The 22,235-nt window shown below is 67.9% G+C and carries 18 protein-coding genes; 14 read left to right on the top strand and 4 right to left on the bottom strand.

The annotated features are described in order from the left end of the window. Positions 1 to 9 precede the first annotated feature (9 nt). The 6 genes from AC5P9F_RS17520 to AC5P9F_RS17495 all read left to right on the top strand — a co-directional run bounded on the left by AC5P9F_RS17520 (position 10) and on the right by AC5P9F_RS17495 (position 5,594). Positions 10 to 1,341 (top strand): MFS transporter, encoded by a 1,332-nt coding sequence (locus AC5P9F_RS17520; RefSeq protein ID WP_012480466.1) that lies wholly within the window; start codon positions 10 to 12, stop codon positions 1,339 to 1,341. 142 nt (positions 1,342 to 1,483) lie between these two features. Next, positions 1,484 to 2,698 (top strand): oxygen-independent coproporphyrinogen III oxidase, encoded by a 1,215-nt coding sequence (locus AC5P9F_RS17515; RefSeq protein ID WP_044570336.1) that lies wholly within the window; start codon positions 1,484 to 1,486, stop codon positions 2,696 to 2,698. An 11-nt stretch (positions 2,699 to 2,709) separates the two neighbouring features. Continuing rightward, positions 2,710 to 3,486 (top strand): helix-turn-helix domain-containing protein, encoded by a 777-nt coding sequence (locus AC5P9F_RS17510; RefSeq protein ID WP_010485317.1) that lies wholly within the window; start codon positions 2,710 to 2,712, stop codon positions 3,484 to 3,486. A 19-nt stretch (positions 3,487 to 3,505) separates the two neighbouring features. After that, entirely contained in the window at positions 3,506 to 4,249 is a 744-nt protein-coding gene (gene modA, locus AC5P9F_RS17505) for a molybdate ABC transporter substrate-binding protein (protein WP_099484138.1), read from the top strand. A 3-nt stretch (positions 4,250 to 4,252) separates the two neighbouring features. After that, positions 4,253 to 4,936, top strand: coding sequence for a molybdate ABC transporter permease subunit (modB, locus tag AC5P9F_RS17500; protein ID WP_005409908.1), 684 nt, complete (start codon positions 4,253 to 4,255; stop codon positions 4,934 to 4,936). Beyond that, positions 4,926 to 5,594, top strand: a complete 669-nt coding sequence (locus tag AC5P9F_RS17495) for a sulfate/molybdate ABC transporter ATP-binding protein (protein ID WP_049397976.1) — start codon at positions 4,926 to 4,928, stop codon at positions 5,592 to 5,594. The genes modB and AC5P9F_RS17495 overlap by 11 nt, the downstream gene beginning before the upstream one ends. Before the next feature lie 199 nt (positions 5,595 to 5,793). On the opposite strand, the gene AC5P9F_RS17490 is transcribed toward AC5P9F_RS17495, so the two are convergent. Both AC5P9F_RS17490 and AC5P9F_RS17485 read right to left on the bottom strand, forming a co-directional pair. Next, complete coding sequence (locus AC5P9F_RS17490) at positions 5,794 to 7,323, bottom strand: diflavin oxidoreductase (RefSeq protein ID WP_308678783.1); 1,530 nt, start codon at positions 7,321 to 7,323, stop codon at positions 5,794 to 5,796. After that, on the bottom strand, positions 7,320 to 7,748 hold the full coding sequence (locus AC5P9F_RS17485) for a PAS domain-containing protein (RefSeq protein WP_005409905.1): 429 nt from the start codon (positions 7,746 to 7,748) through the stop codon (positions 7,320 to 7,322). Before AC5P9F_RS17485 ends, AC5P9F_RS17490 begins: the two co-directional genes overlap by 4 nt. A 437-nt stretch (positions 7,749 to 8,185) precedes the next feature. Between AC5P9F_RS17485 and glgA the strand changes: the two genes are divergently transcribed. From glgA to glgX, 7 genes are read left to right on the top strand one after another with little or no spacing between them, the layout of a single operon-like run. Beyond that, positions 8,186 to 9,712 carry a glycogen synthase GlgA gene (gene glgA, locus AC5P9F_RS17480; RefSeq protein WP_012480461.1) on the top strand — a complete coding sequence of 509 codons (1,527 nt, stop codon included), beginning with the start codon at positions 8,186 to 8,188 and terminating at the stop codon, positions 9,710 to 9,712. Beyond that, positions 9,709 to 11,946, top strand: a complete 2,238-nt coding sequence (locus tag AC5P9F_RS17475; RefSeq protein ID WP_495232007.1) for a 1,4-alpha-glucan branching enzyme — start codon at positions 9,709 to 9,711, stop codon at positions 11,944 to 11,946. Before glgA ends, AC5P9F_RS17475 begins: the two co-directional genes overlap by 4 nt. Then, entirely contained in the window at positions 11,943 to 13,661 is a 1,719-nt protein-coding gene (gene treZ / locus AC5P9F_RS17470; protein ID WP_099498083.1) for a malto-oligosyltrehalose trehalohydrolase, read from the top strand. Before AC5P9F_RS17475 ends, treZ begins: the two co-directional genes overlap by 4 nt. Continuing rightward, positions 13,658 to 15,502, top strand: coding sequence for a 4-alpha-glucanotransferase (locus AC5P9F_RS17465; protein ID WP_099498084.1), 1,845 nt, complete (start codon positions 13,658 to 13,660; stop codon positions 15,500 to 15,502). The genes treZ and AC5P9F_RS17465 overlap by 4 nt, the downstream gene beginning before the upstream one ends. Next, positions 15,499 to 18,072, top strand: coding sequence for a malto-oligosyltrehalose synthase (gene treY / locus AC5P9F_RS17460; protein ID WP_099498085.1), 2,574 nt, complete (start codon positions 15,499 to 15,501; stop codon positions 18,070 to 18,072). Before AC5P9F_RS17465 ends, treY begins: the two co-directional genes overlap by 4 nt. Further along, entirely contained in the window at positions 18,041 to 18,211 is a 171-nt protein-coding gene (locus AC5P9F_RS17455) for a DUF2934 domain-containing protein (protein ID WP_005413658.1), read from the top strand. The genes treY and AC5P9F_RS17455 overlap by 32 nt, the downstream gene beginning before the upstream one ends. Then, the gene (gene glgX, locus AC5P9F_RS17450; RefSeq protein WP_171968865.1) at positions 18,198 to 20,318 is read left to right on the top strand and encodes a glycogen debranching protein GlgX; all 2,121 of its coding nucleotides are present in this window, start codon (positions 18,198 to 18,200) and stop codon (positions 20,316 to 20,318) included. Before AC5P9F_RS17455 ends, glgX begins: the two co-directional genes overlap by 14 nt. 52 nt (positions 20,319 to 20,370) lie before the next feature. Here glgX and AC5P9F_RS17445 read toward each other — a convergent pair whose 3' ends face one another. Next, entirely contained in the window at positions 20,371 to 20,685 is a 315-nt protein-coding gene (locus AC5P9F_RS17445) for an AzlD family protein (protein WP_005413656.1), read from the bottom strand. Then, a complete protein-coding gene (locus AC5P9F_RS17440) occupies positions 20,682 to 21,413 on the bottom strand; it encodes an AzlC family ABC transporter permease (protein ID WP_005413655.1) in 732 nt (243 codons plus the stop codon). Before AC5P9F_RS17440 ends, AC5P9F_RS17445 begins: the two co-directional genes overlap by 4 nt. Positions 21,414 to 21,540: 127 nt before the next feature. On the opposite strand from AC5P9F_RS17440, the gene AC5P9F_RS17435 reads away from it, so the two are divergent. Continuing rightward, complete coding sequence (locus AC5P9F_RS17435) at positions 21,541 to 22,005, top strand: Lrp/AsnC family transcriptional regulator (protein WP_005413654.1); 465 nt, start codon at positions 21,541 to 21,543, stop codon at positions 22,003 to 22,005. The last annotated feature ends 230 nt before the right edge of the window (positions 22,006 to 22,235 follow it).

Raw genomic sequence — 22,235 nt, 5'->3', positions numbered from 1 at the left:
GGAGAATTCATGAACCAGGCCCTTGCCCCCGCCAGTGCCGGGCAGCAGCAACGTGCGCTGTGGCTGAGCACGTTCGCCTTCACCGTGTGCTTTGCGGTGTGGATGATCTTTTCGATCATCGGCATCCAGATCAGTCAACAGCTCGGCTTGAATGACACCCAGTTCGGCCTGTTGATCGCCACGCCGGTGCTGACCGGTTCGGTCAGCCGGGTCTTCCTCGGCATATGGTCCGACCAGTTCGGTGGCCGCAAGGTGATGGTGCTGGTGATGCTGTGTGGCGCAGTGGCCACCTGGATGCTGACCTATGCCCAGACCTACACCCAGTTCCTGATTGCCGCGCTGTGCGTGGGTATCGCCGGCGGCAACTTCTCGGTGGGCGTGGCCTACGTCTCGAAGTGGTTCCCGGCCAGCAAGCAGGGCACCGCACTGGGCATCTTCGGTGCTGGCAACATCGGCTCGGCGGTGACCAAGCTGCTGGCGCCGCTGGTGATGGTGGCGGCCGGCTGGACCATGGTCGCCAAGGTCTGGGCCGTCGCGCTGGCCGTCACGGCGGTGCTGTTCTTCCTCTTCAGCAAGGAAGATCCGTCGCTGGAGCAGCGCCGTCGCGAAGGCGTGAAGCCGGTGCCGTTCGCCGAGCAGATGGCGCCACTGAAGAACCTGCAGGTGTGGCGGTTCTCGCTGTACTACTTCTTCGTGTTCGGTGGCTTCGTGGCGCTGGCGCTGTGGCTGCCGCACTACCTGGTGGGCGCCTATGGCATGGACGTGGGCCACGCCGGCATGCTGGCGGCGTGCTATTCGATCCCGGCCAGCCTGTTCCGCGTGGTCGGTGGCTGGATGTCGGACCGGATGGGGGCGCGCCGGGTGATGTACTGGACCTTCGGCGTGTCGGCCATCTGCACCTTCCTGCTGGCCTACCCGGATACCGAGTATGTGGTGAAGGGCATCCATGGCCCGATCCACTTCCATCTGGCCATCGGCGTGGTGATGTTCACCGTGCTGGTGTTCGTGCTGGGCTTCTTCATGTCGCTGGGCAAGGCCGCGGTCTACAAGCACATCCCGGTGTACTACCCCAAGCACGTGGGTGCCGTGGGCGGCGTGGTTGGCATGATCGGTGGCCTGGGTGGCTTCATCCTGCCGATCGTGTTCGGTGCATTGAACGATGCGGTGGGCATCTGGAGCAGCTGCTTCATGCTGCTGTTCGTGCTGGTGGCCGCTGCACTGGCCTGGATGCACTTCGCGATCCGCCGTATGGAACGCCGCCACTTCCCGCAGATCGACCGCGAAACCGATCTGCCCGAAGCCATCGATGCGGCCGCCGCCGAGCGGGTGCGCGGTGGGTGAAGGTGTTTGCCGGCCAGCGGCCGGCACTACCAAATGGTGGGTGAAGGGGTAGTGCCGGACGCTGGCCGGCAGCAACCGCCAGATGCGCCACGCTTGATTTCAATCAGGGCCACGCGAAGAGGAACGCCCGAAGATGTCTGCCATGAGCTTCCACGTTGACGAGAGCGAGGACACTGCGCTGCAGGCTGCATTGCTGCGGCAACCGCGGCACGTGCTGTTTCCGCCGGCTGACCAGTTCAGTACTGGTTTTGGCGAAAGCGGCTGGCGCGCTGCCATGCGCGCCAGCAATGAGCACCTGATCCCACGCGGCTTGACGCTCGGCTTCCAGGTCGGTCGTGGCGGGCGCGGTGTGCCGCCGCAGGCCTATCTGGACACCTTGCTGCTGGCGCTGCGGCTGCAGGCCGACGTGCTGGCCGAGGACCGTGAAGTGGTGGCGATGGTACTGCAGCTGGGGCTGGCCGAGACGTTGCCGCCGCCGCAGCTCGGCCAGCTGCTGGATGCGGTGCCGCAGCACCTGCGCACCGTGGCGCGGCCCCAGGTGGAGGTGCGGCTGGACGCAGGCAGCGCGCTGGCGCCGGCGCAGCTGCGTGCGGTGGGCTGCACCCGTTTGAACGTGATCGATCGCGCCGATGCACCGGGGCCGACCCTGCTGGCACAGGCGCGACAGGTGGGCTTCACCGCGCGCTACTACCAGTTGCGGGTACCCGGCAGCGAGGACGCTGGCTTCATTGAACGGCTGCACGAGGTGCTGGCCGAGGCACCGGAGCGCATCCTGCTGCCGGCGCCGTGTGCGCTGCCAGAATACCCCTCGGCCGTCCATTGGCTGCAGGCCTGGCGCCTGCTGCGCGCTGCGGGTTACGAACCGATTGGTGGCGATCACTATCAGCGCGGCGATCTGCCGAACCCGCACGGTCCGGGCGATGGCCAGCGCCATTGCGATCTTGCCAGCGTGCCACGCCGCGACCGCAGTGATTTCATCGGGCTTGGCCTGTCTGCCTGCAGCCAGATCGGCGAGGTGTTCTACCGGCTGGAGGACGAACTGGGCGAATGGCGTGCGCGGCTGCTGGCGGGTCACATGGGAGTCTCCGCCGGGCTGATCCTGTCCGAGGACGAGCGGTTGGTGGCCGAAGTGGCGCAGAGCATCGCCTGTGACCACGCCCTCGATGCGGCTGCCTTCGAGTGGCGCAACGATGAACCGTTCGAGGAATGTTTCGCCGAACAGCTGCCCGCGTTGTCGCCGCTGCTGGCACGCGGCTGGGCGCAGTGGGATGCGCGCGTGCTGCGCCTGGCCGAAGAAGGGCGCCTGCTGTGGCGTATGATGGCCGCATGCTTCCGGCCGGCGGCCGCCATCGCTTGAGTCTTGCCCCGATGTCTTCAATTCCGCCTTCGCAGGGCCGTCTCGGCCGGGCCACACCCAACCCCGCCGCCGCCGATGATGGCGACGCACTGCACTTCTGCAGCACCTGCGCGTTCTCCGACGCATGCATGTCGCAGGGTTACGACAAGACCGCACTGGGCGACCTGCACGTGCTGGTCGACCATGTCGGTCCGTTCCATGCAGGTGACTACATCTTCCGCGCCGGCGAATCGTTCGATTCGATTGCTGCGGTGCGCGCGGGCATGGTCAAGACCTTCGTCGATGACAGCCAGGGCAACGAGCAGGTGCTGGGCTTCAGCCTGCCGGGCGAAGTGATCGGCCTCAACGCGATCCACGGTTCGCGCTTCCCCTGCAATGCGGTGGCGCTGGACACCGTGCACCTGTGCCGCATCTCGTTCCCCAAGCTCAGCCTGTTGGCGACCCGCATGCCGGGGCTGCAGGCCAAGCTGTTCAGCCTGCTCAGTGCGGAGATCGGCAAGGTCGCGACCCTGGCCGCCAACCACCGTACCGAAGAACGCATGGCCGCGTTCCTGCTGGACATGTCCGAGCGCTACGCGCGGCGCGGTTTCTCCGCCACGCGCTTCAACCTGACGATGGCGCGTACCGAGATCGCCAATTACCTGCGGATGGCGCCGGAAACCGCCAGCCGCGTGCTGCGCCGCCTGAGCGATGATGGGATCATTGCGGTGAAGCAGCGCGAGATCCTGTTGCTGCAGCCCGAGCGCCTGGCAGCGCTGGCGGTGGCCGACGAATCCGATCCGAACTGAACCTGGCCGGGAGCCGACGATGAAGCGAGCTGGACTGTTGTTGCTGGGAATGCTGGCTGCAGTACCGGCCTGGGCGGCCGACCTGACGGTGTCGGCGGCTTCGAGCCTGACCGAGAGCTTCCGCGAGCTGGGCGCGGCGTATGAGAGGGCGCACCCGGGAACCAAGGTCGATTTCAACTTCGCCGCATCCGGCGTGCTGCTGCAGCAGATCAGCCGTGGCGCACCGGTGGATGTGTTCGCGTCGGCCGATGAAACCACGATGGACCAGGCCCAGCAGCAGGACCTGCTGGCGGCCGGTACCCGCGAGGTGTTCGCGGTGAACGCACTATGGGTGGTGGTGCCGCCGCAGGCCAAGGCTGCGCCGCGTACCTTGAAGGACCTGGCCGGTGCCGGTGTGCAGCGCGTTGCGCTGGGCAACCCGGACAGCGTGCCGGTTGGCCGCTATGCCAAGGGCGCGCTGGAAGCGGCGGGCCTGTGGCCGTCGGTGCAGGGCAGGATCATCACGACGCAGAACGTGCGCCAGTCGCTGGATTACGTGGCGCGCGGTGAAGTGGATGCGGGCTTCGTCTATGCCACAGATGCACAGGCGATGCCCGACCGGGTGCGCCGCGCCTTCGCGGTTCCGGTGGCGGGGCGCATTGCTTATCCGCTGGCGGTGACCAAGGCCAGCGCGCAGTCGGCCGAAGCCAGGCGCTTCACCGCCTTCGTGCGTTCGGCGCCGGGCCAGGCGATCCTGGCCAAGCACGGGTTCGGCAAGCCCTGACGCATGGATCTGGACTGGAGCGCACTGGGGTTGTCGCTGAAGGTGGCCGGCTGGGCCACCGCGATCAATCTGGTGCTGGGCGTGGCACTGGGCGCGCTGCTGGCGCGGCGGCGCTTTCCCGGCCGCGAGCTGCTGGATTCGCTGCTGACCCTGCCGATGGTGCTGCCACCGACGGTGCTGGGCTATTACCTGCTGGTGCTGATCGGCCGCAACGGCCCGATCGGCGCGTGGCTGCAGTCGTGGTTCGGCATCAACCTGGTGTTCACTTGGCAGGCCGCGGTGATCGCCGCGGCGGTGGCTTCGCTGCCGCTGGTGTTCAAGCCGGCACGCGCGGCGTTCGAGGAAGTGGACGGACAGCTGGAGCAGGCCGCGCGCACGCTTGGAGTGTCCGAAGCAGCGGTGTTCTTCCGCGTCACGCTGCCGCTGGCGTGGCGCGGCATTCTTGCCGGCCTGCTGCTGGCCTTCGCACGTGCGATGGGTGAGTTTGGCGCGACATTGATGGTAGCGGGCAGCATTCCGGGACGCACGCAGACGCTGTCGATCGCCATCTACGAGGCGGTGCAGGCCGGCCAGGATGGCAAGGCCAATGCGCTGGTGATCCTGACTTCGGTGGTGTGCATCGTGATCCTGTTGCTGGCAGCGCGGCTGGTGGGCGGGCGTCGCCGGGAGCTGCGCGATGTGGCTTGACCTGCAGGTGCAGCGCCGCCTGCAGGCGGCCGGCCAGGATTTCGTGTTGGACGTATCGCTGCAGTGCACGCAGCGGCAGGTGGTGCTGTTCGGGCCTTCAGGCGCCGGCAAGAGCCTGACCCTGAAGGCGGTGGCCGGGCTGCTGCGGCCGGGCCAGGGCCATGTGCGCCTGCAGGGGCAGACCCTGTTCGACGCGGCCACCGCTGTGGATCTGCCGCCGCAGCGCCGCCGGCTGGGCTACGTGTTCCAGGATTACGCGTTGTTCCCGCACCTGAGCGTGCGCCAGAACGTGGCGTTCGGGCTGCAGAAGGGATGGCTGAATCCGCGGGTCGGCCAGCGTTTCGATGCGGTGGAGCAGTGGCTGCACGCATTCCGCATCGACACGGTGGGCGATCTGCTGCCGTCGCAGGTCTCCGGTGGCCAGCGCCAGCGCACTGCATTGGCGCGCGCCCTGGTGACGCAGCCGCAAGCGCTGCTGCTGGATGAGCCGTTCTCCGCACTGGACCATGACCTGCGCCAGCATCTGCGCCAGGAGCTGGAGACCGTGCTGGACAAGACCGGCATTCCGCTGCTGTTGATCAGCCACGATCCACAGGACGTGGCCATGTTCGGCCAGCAGGTGGCGCGCGTGGTGGACGGCCGCATTGTCGGCAATTGACCCGTGATGGACGCACCGGCGACGGTGGGTCACATCTGATGGTAGTGCCGGCCGCTGGCCGGCAACCTCGGTATCCTGAGCAGCCGGCCAGCGGCCGGCTCTACCGTGATGCACGGGCGATGGTTGGCTACATATTCTGGTAATGCCGGCCAGCGGCCGGCTCTACCGGTCCAGGATTCGTGCAGTCCAGTGGTACCGATCAATACAGCTCACAGTGCGTGCGGCCTTCACCGCGCAGCGCGTCCCAGCGCCCCTCGCCACCAATGGCATCGATGGCCTCGCGCACCGCGCCTTCCAGATGGCGCTTGTTGCCGCACAGGTAAAGATGCCCACCGCGGGCCAGGACGTCGCGCACTTCGCTGGCGCGCTGCTGCAGCACGTGCTGCACATAGATCTTTTCAGCGCCATCGCGCGAGAACGCGGTATGCAGGCCGGCCAGCACGCCACGCGCGTGCCAGTCCTGCAGCTGGTCTCGATACAGGTAATCGTGCTGGCGGTGCTTCTCGCCAAACACCAGGTGCACCTCGCGTTCGCAGCCGTTGGCCTGCAGCTCCTGCATCAGGCCCATCAGCGGTGCGATGCCGGTGCCGGTGCCGACCAGCAGCAGCGGCGCCTGGCCGGTATCGGGCAGGTGGAAGCCAGGGTTGGAGCGGCAGTACACACGGGCGTGGTCGCCGCCATGCAGCAGGCTGCCGGTGGCGGTGCCGAAGCGCTCGCGGCCGCGCAGGGTGTAGCGCACTTCGCGCACGCACAGGCTCAGCTGGTCGTCGCACGGGTGCGAGGCGATCGAATAGGCACGCGGCAGCCGCGGTGACAGCAGTTCGCGCAGCCGGGCCAGCGGCACGCTGTCCGGCGTGGCGTGGTCCTGCAGCACGTCCAGCAGGTCCAGGCCGTGCAGGTAGGCTTCCAGCTCGCGCTTCTGGCTGACCTTCAACAGGCCCTTCAGTACCTCGCTGCCGCCGAGCCTGGCCAGTTCGCGCAGCACGCCCTTGCTCAGCAGGCGCAGCTCGCGGTCGTGCAGGGCGGCCACGGCGGCGGTGTCGCCGTACCAGGTAGCCAATGCCCGCAGCAAGGCAGGGTCGTTCTCGGGTACCACGTGCAGGGTGTCCCCCGCGCGGTAGGCCATGCCACTGCCGGCAATGTCCAGTTGCAGGTGCCAGGCGGCCGGGTCGCTGCTGTTCAAGCGGCGGCGTTCGAGGATGCGGGCGGCAAACGCATTGTCTTCGCCATAGGCGGTGACCTGCAGGTGCAGGTGCTGGCCAGCGCTGAGGTCGCCATCCAACACCTGGCCGAGCACCGGCTGCCATTGCTGGAAGAACTGCTCGTAGCCCAGGTCGGCGTCCACCCGATGCAGCAGCGGCTGCGCCTGGCGCTCGCTCAGCGCGGCATCCAGCGCCTTGGTGAAGCCGCAGAAGCTCGGGTAGCCGGTATCACCGAGCCCGAACACTGCATAGCGCAGGCCGCTCAGCGTCGGGACCTGGCGCAGCGTTTCGAAGAACTGCTCGCCATTGGCTGGCGGCTCACCGTCACCGAAGGAACTGGAGATCGCCAGCAGCACATCGCCTTGGCCGAGACTGGCTACGTCGATGTCGTTGAACGGGAGCACCTGCGGCCCATGCGGCTGCAGTTCCGCGCCCAGGCGCTGGGCCAGGGCGCGGGCGTTGCCCGACTCGGACGCGAAACCCACCAGCAGACGGCTGAAGGGCGTACTGGTCGGGAGAGCGTTCACGCGGCCTCGTAGAAGTCGTCGAACTTTTCCTTGCTGAACTCGACCAGGTCGTAGTTCTGCATCAGGTCGTTCACCACGCGGCGGATGCTGATGTAGGAGGTGATGTTGCCGTCTGCGTCGAACAGCGGCTGCACGGTGGTGTCGACCACGTAGAGCACGCCGCCCTTGCCGAGGTTGGGCACGATGCCGGTCCAGGTCTTGCCGGCCTTGATGGTGTCCCACATGTCCTTGTATACGGCCTTGGGCACGTCCGGGTGGCGCACGATGCTGTGCGGCTGGCCGATCAGCTCTTCGCGGGCGAAGCCGGTGAGCGTGCAGAACAGGTCATTGGCGTAGGTGATGTTGCCCTGCAGGTCGGTGGTGGAGATCACCATGACGTTCTGCATGGCGTTCAGCAGCTGGGCGTTGTCGGGGGTGTAGCTCATCGCAGGGTCCTTGTGGATGCCGGCCGCGCCGGCGTGTTCGGGTCCTGCATAGGAATACGCCCGCGCGGCGGCGGGCGGTTTGACATTGGTCAAGCGCGTAGCGCGAAGGCCTGCGACCGGGTGTCGCAGGGTGAGTCTCTTAAAGACCAATCCAGCTCGGCTCAGGCGGCACGCGGGATTGCAGCCGGGCGTGGGCTCGGCCCCATCGCAGGAGAGACGTGCAGGAGGCGGGCGCATGTCATGTGTACTGAGCTCATGACGTGTTGTCACAAAGAAATCGCCATGGCTTCACGGTTGATTGATCGCATGCAGGGCTATTGTCGTCCTGAGCCTCTCGCTGACGTCCCCCACGTCCTGCGTCGACTTCCTTCCCACCATCAGCGCCCGTCCGGGCGCCGCTGGCGTCCGTCTGCCTGAAATACCCGAGAGACCCTCCCATGGCCCGCGCTGTCCAGTCCGCTTCATCTGTTGCGACCTCTCCCGGTTCGCTCGTGCCGATCGGCACCCGGCGTGGCCACTCGCAGCCACTGCAGCTGCCGGAGCTGGTACAGCGTGTGTTGTTCGTCGCGACCGAGATGGCCGACTTCATCAAGGCCGGGGGCCTGGGCGACGTGGCCGCAGCCCTGCCGCGTGCGGTACGCGGCGCCTGTGATTCGCGCGTGCTGCTGCCCGGCTACCCGGAGGTACTGCAGCGCCTGCCACAGCTGCAGCGGGTGGGACAGGTCAGCGCGAGGGCGGGCCTGCCTGCGTGCGGGATCGGCATGGCAGTGCAGGCAGACGGCCTTCCGATCTACGTGCTGCTCTCGCCAGAGCTGTACGAGCGCGAAGGTTCGCCATACGTCGATGGGCAGGGCCAGGAGTGGAAGGACAACGCGGTTCGCTTCGCCACGCTCTCACACGCGGCGGCGGAGATTGCGGCCGGGCGTGCCGGGCTGGACTGGTCGCCGCAGCTGCTGCACCTGAATGATTGGCCTGTGGCCATGGCGGCAGCCTACGTGCGTTGGGACCGGACCACCGTGCCGACCCTGCTGACCATCCACAACCTGGCTTACCAGGGGCTGTTTCCGTATGCGCTTGCACCTGTGCTAGGCGTACCGGTCGAACACCTGGATGAACTGCACTTCCACGGGCAGATGTCGTTCCTGCAGGGTGGCATCACCAATGCCACGCGCCTGAACACGGTCAGCCTGCGCTACGCGCAACAGATCACCGCCCCGGACGATGGTTGCGGACTGCATGATCTGTTGGCCCGGCGCGCCGCCGGCGGCCACCTGAGCGGTATCGTCAACGGCATTGACGCCAGCTGGGACCCCCGTCGTGACATCCATCTCAAGGCCCACTTCGGCATTGGTGAGTGGACCGGGCGCGCCACCAATGCGCACGCGGTGCGCAGTGCATTCGGCCTGGCGCCCTCGGCCGGCCCGCTGTTCGCGGTGGTCTCCCGCCTGGTGCACCAGAAAGGTCTGGACATCACATGCGACGTGGCGCCGCAGATCGTGGCGGCCGGCGGCCAGCTGGTCATCATCGGTGGCGGCGAGCCGCAGGTGGAAGCGCAGGTGCAGGCGCTGGCCCGGCGCTACCCCGGACGGGTGGGCGCATTCATCGGCTTCGAAGAGGCGCTGGCCCGCCAGATGTTTGCTGGCGCCGATTTCCTGCTGATGCCTTCGCGTTTCGAACCCTGTGGGTTGAGCCAGATGTACGCGCAGCGCTTCGGCTGCCTGCCCATCGCGCACGCGACCGGCGGGCTGGTGGATACCGTCGAGGATGGCGTGACCGGATTCCTGTTCCACGGCGCCAATGCCGATGGCCTGCGCCGCTGCGTGGAACGGGCGATGCGCACCTTCCGCCTGCCCGGCCTGCTGCAGGCCATGCGCCGCGCGGCCATGCTGCGGCCGGGCGGTTGGGATGCGGCGGGGCGCGCATATCTGGCCCTGTACCAGCAGACCTGCCAGGTGGCCGCATGAGTCACGACAGCCTGCAGCCGGTCGCCCTCGAGGACGAGCCCATGGCGACTGCCGGACGGGAGGAGGGCGTGGTGGCTCCGGCCCTGGACGACCTGGTTCATGCACGGCCGGCCGATGCGTTTGCCTGGCTCGGGCCGCACCAACAGCCCGATGGCCAGCGCCAGCTGCGCGTTCTGGTGCCCCACGCGCGTCGCGTGGAGGTGATTGCGGGCCCGGAGCGGCGCTGGGATCTGCAACCGGGTCCCTTGCCCGGCCTGTTCGAAGGTGCAGCAGGTGAAGCGCCCGTGCCGCTGCTCGCCCTGCATTTCGAGCAGGGTGTGGAGCAGGTGCACGATGCCTATTCCTTCGGTCCGCTGCTGGATGAGGCGCTGCTGCAGCATTTCCATGCCGGTGACGCTGATGCAGCGCGCCAGTTGGGCGCAGTAGCGATGCAGGTACAGGGTATCGACGGCGTGCGCTTCGCGGTGTGGGCCCCCAACGCACGAAGGGTTGCCGTGGTCGGCGATTTCAACGGGTGGGATGGCCGGCGCCATCCGATGCGGCTGCGCCACACCGCTGGCGTGTGGGAGCTGTTCCTGCCTGGCGTGCAGGCCGGTGCCCGCTACAAATTCCGCATCGTCGGCGCCGACGGCCGGGTGATGCCCGACAAGTTCGATCCGATGGCGCGCTGGGCCGAGCTGCCACCGGCCACCGCCTCGCGGGTGCCTTCGGCAGCGCCGATGCAGTGGCACGATGACGCATGGTTGGCGGCGCGGCGGCAGGCCGGAACCTGCACGCCGCTGTCCATCTACGAAGTGCATGCGGGCTCCTGGCAGCGCAGCGACGATGGTTCGCCGCTGGACTGGGATGCCTTGGCCGACCGGTTGATTCCGTACGTGGCAGGGCTTGGTTTCACCCACATCGAGCTGCTGCCGGTCAGCGAGCATCCCTTTGGCGGTTCCTGGGGCTATCAGCCACTGGGGATCTACGCGCCAACGGCGCGCCATGGCACGCCACAGGCCTTCGCACGCTTCGTGGACCGCTGTCATCAGGCCGGCGTAGGGGTGATCGTGGACTGGGTGAGCGCGCACTTCCCGAACGATGCGCATGGCCTGGCCGGGTTCGATGGCACCGCGCTGTACGAGCATGCCGACCCGCGCGAAGGGGTGCACGCCGACTGGGACACGCTGATCTACAACTATGGCCGCAACGAAGTGGCCGCCTACCTGATCGGCAGTGCATTGGAGTGGGTGGAGCGGTTCCACATCGATGGTCTGCGCGTGGATGCCGTGGCGTCGATGCTGTACCGGGATTACAGCCGTGCCGAGGGCCAGTGGATACCCAACGAGCAGGGCGGGCGCGAGAACCTGCAGGCGGTCGCTTTTCTACGGCGGATGAACCAGACGCTGAGGGAGCGCTTCCCGGACGTGCTGGTGATCGCCGAGGAATCCACCGCATGGCCAGGGGTGACCGCGCCGGTGGAGCAGGGCGGGCTTGGTTTCACCCACAAATGGAACATGGGCTGGATGCACGACACCCTGCAGTACCTGGGGCGCGATCCGGTTCATCGCCAGCATCACCATAGTGAGATCAGCTTCGGCCTGGTCTACGCCTTCTCCGAACGGTTCGTGCTTCCGCTTTCGCATGACGAGGTGGTGCACGGCAAGGGAGCGCTGCTGGACAAGATGGTGGGCGACCCGGCGCAGCGGCTGGCCCAGCTCCGCGCGTACTACGGTTTCATGTGGGCGCACCCGGGCAGCAAACTGCTGTTCATGGGCGGCGAGTTCGGCCAGGGACAGGAGTGGTCGCACGATGCGGCACTGGACTGGGCACGGGCGGCCAGCAACGAGGGCCAGGGCCTGTCGCGCCTGGTGGGCGACCTCAATGCCGTGCTGCGCTCCGAACCTGCGCTGCACCGCGACGAACGCGACGAACGCGGTTTCGACTGGAGCGTGGCCGACGACAGCCGCAACAGCGTCTACGCCTTCATCCGCCGGGATCCGGCCGGTAGCGGCCGCACCCTTCTGGTGGTGAGCAACTTCACTCCGGTACGTCGCGACGGCTACCGGGTCGGCGTGCCGCAACCGGGGTGTTGGACCGAACGGCTCAACACCGACAGCGGTTACTACGGTGGCGGCAACGCGGGAAACCTCGGCGCAGTGCATACCGAGCCGAGGCCGATGCATGGTCACGCGCAGTCGCTGCGGCTCACACTGCCGCCGCTGTCCACGCTGTACCTGCAGGTTGATGCATGACCGCAGTGGCGCCGCGCCTGGGCGCATGGCCGGTGGCCGGTGAAGGTGTCGAGTTCCGCGTGTGGGCACCGGACGCAGGCACCGTGGCGCTGTGCCTGCAGGGCGTGCCGCGGCCGATGCACCGCGACCCGGACGGCTGCCACTGGCTGCGGACACAGGCGTCGCATGGTGACCGCTACCGGTTCCGCCTGCCGTCCGGCCAGGACGTGCCCGACCCGGCCTCGCGCTGGCAACCGGACGGCGTCGACGGCGACAGCGCCGTGGTGCTGGATACGGAGGCAGCGCGGCCTGCCTGGCACGGGCATGCCTGGCAGGACCTGGTGATCTATGAAGTGCATATCGAAGCGGGCGGCGGCTTCGCTGCGCTGGCTGCGCAGCTGCCGCTGCTGGCGGCGCTGGGCGTTACCGCCATCGAACTGATGCCGGTCGCGCAGTTTCCCGGGCAGCGCAACTGGGGCTACGACGGCGTGTTCCCGTATGCGCCGGCCCATGCCTACGGCGGGCCGGCAGCGCTGAGGACCTTCATCGAGGCGGCGCACGATGCAGGGCTGTCGGTGCTGCTGGATGTGGTCTACAACCACTTCGGACCGCAGGGCAACCACCTGCGCAACTACGCGCGCGGGTTCTTCCGTGACGATCGCAGCACGCCGTGGGGCGAGGCCATCGACTTCCGCCAGCCCTGGGTGCGGCGGTTCTTCATCGACAATGCGCTGATGTGGCTGCGCGACTATGGAGTCGACGGACTGCGCCTGGATGCTGTGCACGCCATTGACGATGACCGGTTCCTGCAGCAGCTGGCCGATGAGGTACGCGCTGCGGTGCCGCAGGCGCACCTGGTGCTGGAGAACGAACGCAACCAGGCGCGTTGGCTGCGCGGCGCCTATCAGGGGCAGTGGAACGACGACTTCCACAACGCGCTGCATGTGATGCTGACCGGCGAGCAGGAAGGCTATTACGCGGCCTATGCCGGGCGCGCCGAAGCACTCCTGGCGCGCTGCCTGGCCGAGGGATTCGCCTGGCAGGGCGAACCGGACCTGCGCGGCCATCCCCGTGGCGAGCCCAGCGTCGACCTGTCGCCTGCGCGTTTTGTGGTATTCGCGCAGAACCACGACCAGGTGGGAAACCGCGCCTTCGGCGAGCGCCTGTCGATGCTGATCGATCCTGCCCGGCTGCGCGCGGCGCTGGCCCTGACCCTGCTGACGCCGATGATCCCGCTGCTGTTCATGGGCGAACCGTGGCAGGTGCAATCGCCATTCCTGTTCTTCACCGACTACGCGCCACCGCTGGACGAGGCGGTGCGTGAAGGGCGTCGCCGTGAGTTCTCCGGTTTCAGTGCCTTTGCCGACGCCGCCGCGCGCGCGCGTATTCCGGACCCGAACGATGCGGCGACCCTGCAGGCGTCGTACACGCCGCCGCCCGGCGATGATCCCTGGTCGCAGCACTGGCTGCGCTGTACGGGTGAGTTCCTCGGCCTGCGCAGGCGCTATCTGCAGCCGGGCCTGCTGCAGGCGCGGTCGCTGGGCGCGCGCGTGCTGGGCCAAGGCGCGGTGCAGGCGGGCTGGCAGTTGCCCTCGGGCCAATGGTGGATCGCGATCAACGTGGGCCCTGTGCCGGTGGCGCATGCGGTGCCGGCCGGCGAGTGCGTCGTTGGGCCGGACGCGGCCGCGATGCTGCCGGCAGGCGGCGGTGCGCTTGCGCGCTGGATCGCCGCATGAATACGGATGCGGCGGTCCGGGAGGCGGCCCGCCGTGCGGGCCTGCTGGTCCGCTGGACCGACGTGGCCGGAGCAGAGCGCGAGGTTGCGCCCGACGTGCTGCGCGCCGTGCTGTCGGAGTTCGCGTGCGACGGTGTGCCGGTGGCCCACCCGTTGCTCACTGCCTGCTGTGGTCAGCTCCTGGCCATGCCTGAGGCAACTGGCGCGGCGTGCTGGGTGGACGAGCAGGGCACAGCGTTGCCTGCACGTGCGGATGCGCAAGGGCGCTGGCGGGTTCCGGATCAGCCAGGCTATTGGCAGTGGCGCCGGGGCGACCGGCAACAGGCGGTTGCGGTGGCACCGCAGCGTGCCTGGTGGCCGCAGGGCCTGCTGCGCGGTTGGGGTCTGTCGGCGCAGGTCTACAGCCTGCGCGCGCCCGGTGATGCCGGCATCGGTGACAGCGCCGGCTGTGCGCGGTGGCGCGAGCTGCTGCACCGTCACTGCGGCGATGCACTGGCGTTGAGTCCGCTGCACGCCGGCCTGGCACCGGGCACGGGCTACAGTCCTTACTCGCCCAGCGACCGGCGCTGGCTCGATCCGCTGCAGGTGTCGCTGCCGCAGGTTTTGCCGGAGGCCGCCGGCAGCGTGTTGCGCGAGGACGAAGCACTGGCGATGGCCGTTGAAGCGGCTACCGCAGCACGCCGCATCGACTGGCCGCACTCGGCGGCAGTGAAGTGGCGCTGGCTGCGCCAAGGGCGCCAATGGCTGCGGCAGCAGGCGCCGGCACAGTACGAACAGATGCAGACGTGGTGCGATGCGCAGCGGGAACCCCTGCTGCAGTATTGCCAGCACGCCGCCGACCGATTCACTGGAAGCGCCGACGACCATGCGTTTGCGCAGTGGTTGGCGTGGCAAGGCTGGGCGCAGGTGCAGGCGGGACTGCGCAACGACGGCGCGTCGATCGGACTGATCGCGGATCTGGCAGTGGGTTGTGCACCGCAGGGCGTCGAGGCCCGGACCGGCGGCGACCGCCTGCTGCAGGGCCTCGAGCTGGGCGCGCCGCCGGATGCGTTCAATCCGCTGGGCCAGGCCTGGGGTATCACCAGCTGGTCACCCTCTGCGTTGCAGCGCGAAGGGTTTGAACCGTTCATCCGCGTGTTGCGCGCCGTGATGGCGGGTCGCGGTGGATTGCGCATCGACCACATCCTGGGCCTGCAGCGGCTGTGGGTGCTGCCGCGTGGCGCGGGCGCCGGGCAGGGGGTGTATCTGCGCTATCCGTTCGATGATCTGATCAACCTGCTGGTGCTGGAATCGTGGCGCCATCGCTGCGTGCTGATTGGCGAAGACCTGGGCGTGGTTCCTCCGGGTATCCGCCAGCGACTGGCAGCCCGTGGCGTGCTGGGGCTGGAGGTGCTGCCGTTCGCCCGCAACGGTGAGCGCTTCCTGCCGGCGCCACGGTGGCGCCGCGATGCGGTGGCCATGCCCTCCACCCATGATCTGCCGCCGCTGGCCGGCTGGCTGCGTGGGCGCGACCTGCGCTGGCGTGCACGCCTGGGTGAGCTGACCGAGCTTCCCGCGGCGCTGCACGCGCGTGCCAGCGAGGTACAGGCGCTGTCCGCAGTCGCCCGGGGCGAGGGCGCGACGCTGGAAGCGCGTGCGCTGTCACTGGTGGCGCACGCACCTTCACGGCTGGCGCTGCTCCCGCTGGAAGATGCGCTGGGCAGCCGCGCGCAGGTGAACCTGCCGGGTACCGTCAATGGTCACCCGAACTGGCGCCGACGCTTGCCGCTTGCGTGGGATCCGGACGCGGCCGATGCGCGCATTGCCCGGTTCAGCGCCACGCGGCGCAAGGCGGGACGATGACCCGGTTGCGTGCCACCGCACGCCTGCAGCTGCATGCAGGCTTCAACTTCGAGGCCGCTGCGGCGCAGCTGCCGTACTACGCCGCGCTGGGCGTCAGCCACCTTTACCTGTCGCCGATCAGCGCTGCGATGCCAGGGTCCATGCATGGCTACGATGGCATCGACCCGGCCCGCATCAATCCGGAACTGGGCGGCGAAGAAGCCTTCCAGCGGCTGGCGACAGCGGCGCGTGCGCATGGCATGGGCCTGATCCTGGACATCGTACCCAACCATCTTGCGGCATCCCCGCAGACGCCCTGGTGGAACGATGTGCTGCTGCACGGGTGCAGAAGTCCCCATGCAGGATGGTTCGACATTGACTGGGAGGCGCCGGGTTGCGAGGGCCGGCTCTGGCTGCCAGTGCTGGACCGGCCACTGCACGACGCCGTGCGCGATGGCGTGTTGCGCGTAGCAGTGGACGATGAGCGGCCGACGCTGCGTCATCACGGGCTGGCATTGCCGTTGTCTCCGCGCAGCCATCCGCTGGTACCCGCGCAGTGGCCGGCATGGGCGGAACGCTGCAACCGCAGCGTCGAACGGTTGCACACGCTGCTGCGGCGGCAGCACTACCGGCTGGCTTGGTGGCGCACGGCGGGCGATCAGGTGAACTACCGGCGCTTCTTCGACATCAACGAACTGGCCGCACTGCGGGTGGAGCGCGACGATGTGTTCGCGGCGGTGCATGCGCTGCCGTTGCGGCTGGTGCGTGCGGGGTGGGTTGACGGCCTGCGCATTGACCATGTGGATGGCCTGTCGTCACCCGGGCCGTACCTGCAACACCTGCGTGCGTCGCTCGACGAGGCCTGCGCGGCAGGCGGTCGCGACCCACAGGCAGTGAGCGTGCATGTGGAGAAGATACTGGCGGAGGACGAACAGCTGCCCGATGGCTGGGCCTGCGACGGCACGACGGGCTATGACTTCATGGACCAGGTTGGCGCCTGGCTGCATGATCCGGCTGCTGCACCCGCGCTCTCCCGCACCTGGCAAGCGGCGATTGGCGACGCGCGCAGCTTTGACGACTTGCAGCAGGATGCCCGCAGCATGCTGCTGCGCACGTCGCTTCACACCGACTTCCAGCGACTGCTGCGCAGCGCGCAGCGGGTCCTGCAGCCCCGGCTGGCCGAAGCCGATATCGGAGCCGCTGCGCTTGCCCGTGCATTGGCCGCGCTGCTGCGGCACTACCGTACCTACCGCCCCTATTCGCTGCAGGATGCAGGTGAACGGAAGGCCCTGGTGGACGCTGCCGCGGCAGCACGCGAGGCACTGGACGGTACGGCACACGCGGCACTGGATCTGCTGCTGCGGGCACTTCCCGGCGAGGCGGAGGCCGAGCGCGCGCTGCGGGTGAGATTCGGGCAATTGGCCGCGCCGTTGAATGCCAAGTCGGTGGAGGACACAGGCTTCTATCGTTACTTCAGGCTGCTGTCGCGCAACGAAGTCGGAAGTGATCCGCAGCGGCTGGGCATGGAGGGACGCGAGCTGCTGGAACACGCAGTGGGACGCCTGCAGCGCCATCCGCGGGCATTGCTTGCGCTGGCGACCCACGATCACAAGCGCGGGGCCGACAGCCGGGCGCGGCTGGCGGTTCTCAGCACCTGCACGGTCGAGTGGCGGGACGCCGTGCGGCGCTGGAGCCGGATGTCGACCCGCGCGGGCGCGCCGATGCCGTTGCCGGGTGCCGAGGCCTATGCGCTGTGGCAGGCGCTCGTGGCCGCGTGGCCGATGCACGGTAACCCGGGCGCCGACTTCGCATCGAGGATGGTGCAATGGCTGACCAAGGCGTTGCGCGAGGGCAAACGGGTCAGCAGCTGGTCCGATCCCAACGTGGCGGTGGAGGAGGCCGCCGCGCAGTGGCTGCACGCACTGCTGGATGGAGCGCCATTGCAGCCGGTGCGGGAGGCGCTGGCGACGTTCGTGGCGCGCATTGCGCCGGCCGGCGCCTGCAACGGCCTGGCACAACTGTGCCTGCAGCACTGCCTGCCCGGCGTGCCCGACCTCTACCAGGGCGGAGAAGGCTGGGACCTGAGCCTGGTGGACCCGGACAACCGGCGTGCCGTGGACTATCCAGTGCGGCAGGCGTGGCTGCGCGATACGCGCGGTTGGCCCGCCCTGCTGGAGGACTGGCGGGACGGTGGCATCAAGGCATTTCTGCTCAGGCGCTTGCTGGAGTGCCGCCGCAGGCACCCGCAGCTGTTCCTGCACGGCCAACTGCAGGCGCTGTCCGCACCGGCGCGTTCGCCCTGGCTGGCATTCGCGCGCAGGCATCAGGCGCAGGTGCTGCTGGTGATCGTGCGGCGTGGTTCGCCCACCGCCGTGCCCGGGCCCAGCCTGCACGCAGCACACAACGTCGGCACTGGCCTGATGCTGCACGGGCTGGCGACAGGCCCCATGCGCAACCTGCTGGACGGGCGCATCGAACATTTCAAGGCAACCGGGGACGCGGCACGGCTTCTGGCTGGCAGCCCGTTGGCGGTATGGATCAACGAGGAGACGGACAGGAATGGACAGCAGGGAACGACGGCAGCGGATTGAGGCATTGGCCCACCAGATATGGGAAGCGGAAGGGCGGCCGGACGACCAGCAGCAGCGGCATTGGCACATGGCCGAGCGCCTGGTGGAAGCCGAGATTGCCGCTGCGCGCGACGAGGAGGGAACCGATGGCCAGCCGTAAGTGGACGCAGACCTCGCGGGTGCGCGAAGGCCGGCCGTTCCCGCTGGGGGCGACCTGGGACGGCTTGGGTGTGAACTTCGCGCTGTACTCGCGGCACGCTACCCGGGTGGAACTCTGCCTGTTCGACGCGCGCAACCGTGAAGTCGAGCGTATCGCGCTGCCCGAGTACACCAACGAGATCTGGCACGGCTACCTGCCGGACGTGCGGCCCGGGCAACGTTACGGCTACCGGGTGCACGGCCCGTATGCGCCGGAAGAGGGCCATCGCTTCAATCCCAACAAGCTGCTGCTGGATCCCTATGCCAAGCAGATCGTCGGCGAACTGAAGTGGGCCCCACACCTGTTCGGCTACACCCTGGGTCACCGCGATGGCGATCTCAGTTTCGACCGCCGCGACAGCGCCGGTTACATGCCACGCTGTGCCGTGATCGATCCGGCTTTCAGCTGGGGCGCAGAGCGTGCACCTGCCACGCCCTGGGACCGGACCGTGATCTACGAAGCCCACGTGCGCGGACTGACCATGCAGCATCCCGACGTCCCACAGGCCGAGCGCGGTACCTTCTCCGCGTTGCGGCACGATGCGGTGGTCGACCACCTCAGCCATCTGGGGGTGACCGCCATCGAGCTGCTGCCGGTGCATGCCTACGTGGATGACCAGCAGCTGCTCGAGCGCGGGCTGCGCAACTACTGGGGATACAACACCATCGGCTTCTTCGCGCCGCAGGCACGCTATCTGTCGCTGGGCACCGTGGCCGAGTTCAAGCAGATGGTCGCGCGCCTGCACAACGCGGGCATCGAGGTCATCCTGGACGTGGTCTACAACCACACGGCCGAAGGCAACGAGCTGGGCCCTACGCTGTCGTTCAAGGGCATCGACAACGCCAGCTACTACCGTTTGGCCGATGATCGCCGCTATTACATCAACGATACCGGTACCGGCAACACGTTCGATCTGACCAATGCCGGTGCGCTGCGCATGGTCATGGACTCCCTGCGCTACTGGGTGACCGAGATGCGGGTGGATGGGTTCCGCTTCGACCTGGCAACCATCCTCGGCCGCGAACGGCATGGCTTCGACGCCTCGGGCAGCTTCCTCGATGCGGTACGCCAGGACCCGATCCTGAGCCAGGTGAAGCTGATTGCCGAGCCATGGGACATCGGCCCGGGCGGCTACCAGCTGGGCCAGTTTCCGCCGGGCTGGGCCGAGTGGAACGACCGCTTCCGCGACACGGTGCGCGCGCTGTGGCGTGGCGATGGCGGGCAGCTGGCGGAGTTTGCCACGCGCTTCACTGGCTCGGCCGACCTGTTCGAACACCACGGCAGGCGACCGTCGGCCAGCATCAATCTGGTGACGGCGCATGATGGATTCACCCTGCACGATCTGGTCAGCTACAACGATCGCCACAACGAGGCCAACGGCGAGGACAATCGTGACGGCCACTCGCACAACCTCTCCAGCAACCACGGCGTGGAGGGAGACACCGATGATGCGGCGATCCTTTCGTTGCGTGCGCGGCAGATGCGCAATCTGCTGGCCACGCTGCTGCTGGCGCAGGGGACGCCGATGCTGCTGGCAGGCGATGAGTTCGGCCATTCGCAGCAGGGCAACAACAACGCCTACTGCCAGGACAATCCGCTGAGCTGGATCGACTGGGAGCGCGCAGCATTGCCGGCTGCACAGGCGCAGGTGGCGTTCGTGCGGCGGGCGCTGTCACTGCGCCGGCGCTACGGCCTGCTGCGCCGGAACCGGTTCCTGCGCGGCGAGTACGATGAGGCGCTGGGCCTGCGCGATATCGACTGGCGGCATCCCGATGGTCGCGGCATGGAGGAAGCGGACTGGCATGACGCAGGGCTGCGTGCGCTGCTGATCGTGCTGGACGGTCGCAGTCCGGACAGTGGCCTGCGCGAGCCCGGGCGGCATGTCAGCCTGGCCCTGCTGTTGAACGCCGGGGAGCAGCCGCAGCGGTTCTGTGTGTCAGACGACGCCCTGTCGTTCCGGCGCGTACTCCTGCAGACCGACGAAACGACGTTGGAGCCGGATGAGGAAGGCGCCTGGACGCTGCCGCCGCGCAGCCTGTGCCTGCTGGCGGCAAGCAGCAGCGCGTGATTGCACTGCTGCGCCACTACGGACCGCCGGGCATTGCCCGGCGGACCGGTAGCTACCCCATCAGATAGCGCAACACACCCGCCGAGACCACGCCGATCAGCACGGTCGGCAGCATCGACAGCCGCGTGGCGGCCAGCAGGGTGATCGCCAGCGCGGCCAGGTCGGCCGGCTTGTCGGCGACGAAGTCCGGGGCGATCACCGAGATCAGCACGCAGCCCGGCGCGGCTTCCATCACCGTCACTGCGCGTTTGCCCAGTGTGCGGTTGCGCAGCGCGAGGAAGCCGACGATGCGGGTCAGGTAGGTGGCGGCGGCCATCAGCACGATGGTCAGTACCGAGGTCCAGTGGATCAGGCCATTGAAGATCATGCTGCGTCCTCCGCCAGCAGCCAGGCTGCGGCCAGGCCGGCCAGTGCGCCGCTGGCCACGTACCACGCACCTGGCACCAGCAGGTAGGTAGCAGCGGCTACAGCCAGGCTGACCAGCCACGGCCGCGCGGCCTTCATGCCCTGCCACATGCCACGCAGCAGCACCAGGAACACGGCGGGGAAGGCCATGTCGAAGCCGTAGGCGTGGATGTTGCCCAGCATCGGGCCAATGATCGCGCCGAGCGCGGTGCAGGCCACCCAGACCGTGTACAGGCCTGCCGATACGCCCAGGTAGTAGGCCAGGCTGAAGCCAAGCGCGCGTCTGCGCGCATCGGCCACGCCCATCGCCCAGCTTTCGTCGCACATGAAGAACAGCGCCGGCAGCACCCGGCGGCGCGGCAGGTGCTGCAGCAGCGGGGCCAAGCTGGCGCCCATCAGCAGGTGACGGCTGTTGACCAGCGCGGTGATGGCCACGATCAGTGCAATGTGCGGTGGCGAGGTCCACAGTTCGACGGCGGCGAACTCCGAGCCGCCAGCGAAGTTGAGGCCGGTCATCAGCGGCACTTCCAGTGCGCTCAGGCCTTTCTGGGCTGCCTGCGCGCCGAGCACCAAGGCGAAGGGAATGAAGCCGATCATCACCGGCACGGCGGCGCGCAGGCCGCGCAGGAATTCGGCACGCGGTGCGGTATCGCAGGTGTCAGGCAGGGGGAGGGCGGTACGGGCGTCCATCGAACGGCACAACAAGGTGGGGGTGGCCCATGCTAGCGGTCCAATCGCGAAATCGGGTTGCGTTGATACCACTTGATTCTGGATGATTGATATTTCATGCGGTCAGAAGTGGAAGAGGTGAAATTCCATGCAGTACCAGCTGGACAACCTCGATCGGCGCATCCTCGACGCCCTGCAGCGCGACGGCCGCCTGCAGAACCTTGAGCTGGCACGCCTGGTCGGGCTGTCGCCGTCGGCCTGCCTGCGCCGGGTGCGTCTGCTGGAGGAGGGCGGCTACATCGACCGCTATGTGGCCTTGTTGAACGAGGCCAAGGTGGGCCGTGGCTTCACGGTGTTCGTGCGGGTGTGGCTGCGCGGGCAGGACGAGGACACCACCAATCATTTCATCAACAGCATCAAGTCGTTCCCGGAAGTGCTTGAATGCCATCTGATGGCCGGTGACTGCGATTTCCTGCTGCGGGTGGCGGTGGCCGACCTGGATGCCTACCGGCAGTTCCAGATGCAGCACCTGAACCGGATTGCCGGGGTGCAGAACACCAAGACCGAGATTCCGATGCAGCGGATCAAGCAGACGACCCAGCTGCCGCTTTGAGGGATGGGGTTTGCGGCCGGGTTGCACCCGGCACCCGCGGGTAGTGCCGGCCGCTGGCCGGCAACCTCAGAAGCAACAGCAACAGCAACAGCAACAGCGGGCCTGCTGAGGGATGGCGGGGTGGGTCCGGTTGCGGGGGACGCTGCAAGTACGTCCATGTAAGCTCGGTCGCCGCATCCATGCGGCTCACGCCCCCGCAACCGGACCCACCCCGCCTTCGACAGATTTCC

It is taken from the genome of Stenotrophomonas sp. YJH_SMC_4, assembly GCF_059371575.1.
Note: the sequence above shows the minus strand (reverse complement) of the source record. Positions and strands in the feature narration are given on the sequence as shown.